This window comes from Aeromonas sp. QDB62, from assembly GCF_027705695.1.
Lineage (GTDB): Bacteria > Pseudomonadota > Gammaproteobacteria > Enterobacterales > Aeromonadaceae > Aeromonas > Aeromonas allosaccharophila.
Genome location: NZ_JAPDCD010000144.1, coordinates 1 through 641 on the forward strand (window position 1 = coordinate 1; position 641 = coordinate 641).

General features: G+C 58.8%; 1 protein-coding gene. It reads left to right on the plus strand.

Annotated features, from left to right (window positions below):
• On the plus strand, nt 1-564 hold a 564-nt coding region (locus tag OKC27_RS22815; RefSeq protein WP_442866083.1), incomplete at its 5' end, for a Mu transposase domain-containing protein.
• Nucleotides 565-641: the final 77 nt, after the last annotated feature.

Here is a 641-nt window from a genome sequence, read left to right on the forward strand (position 1 = left end):
CCCTATCGCTATGTCGCCATCAAAACGGTCAAGGTCAACATCGACTATCACGTCAGCTATGAGCAGCACCATTACTCAGTGCCGCACCAGTATGTGGGTCAGCAACTGGAGCTCCATGCGGGCGATACCCTGCTTCAGGTCTATCACCAGCAGCAGCTGGTCGCGAGCCATCCGCGTAAAACCATCCCGGGGATGAGCACACTCCCTGAGCACATGCCAGAACGTCACAGCAAGCAGCAACGCTGGACGCCAGGGCGTCTCAAGCAGTGGGCTGCCGACATCGGACCGGGCACCCTGTGCTGGGTTAGCGAACGGCTGGAAGAGAAAGCCCATGCCGAGCAGGCATACCGACTCTGCCTGGGGCTACTGAGTCTTAGTCGAGAGTATCCAGCATCACGGGTTGAAGCCTGCTGCCAGTTGGCTAATCGGGAAGGACTGGTGCGACTCAAACAGCTCAAGTCGGTGCTGGCCAGTGGCCGTGACCAACTGCCCGCAAGCCAGCTCAGTTATCCAGAACTGCCGCAAGAGCACGAGAACATCCGCGGCCCCCAGAGCTTCCACTAAAGAGGATACGTCCCATGACCCAACAAACGCTGACCCGCTTGAGACACCTGAAACTGACTGGCATGGCGGATGCCGTG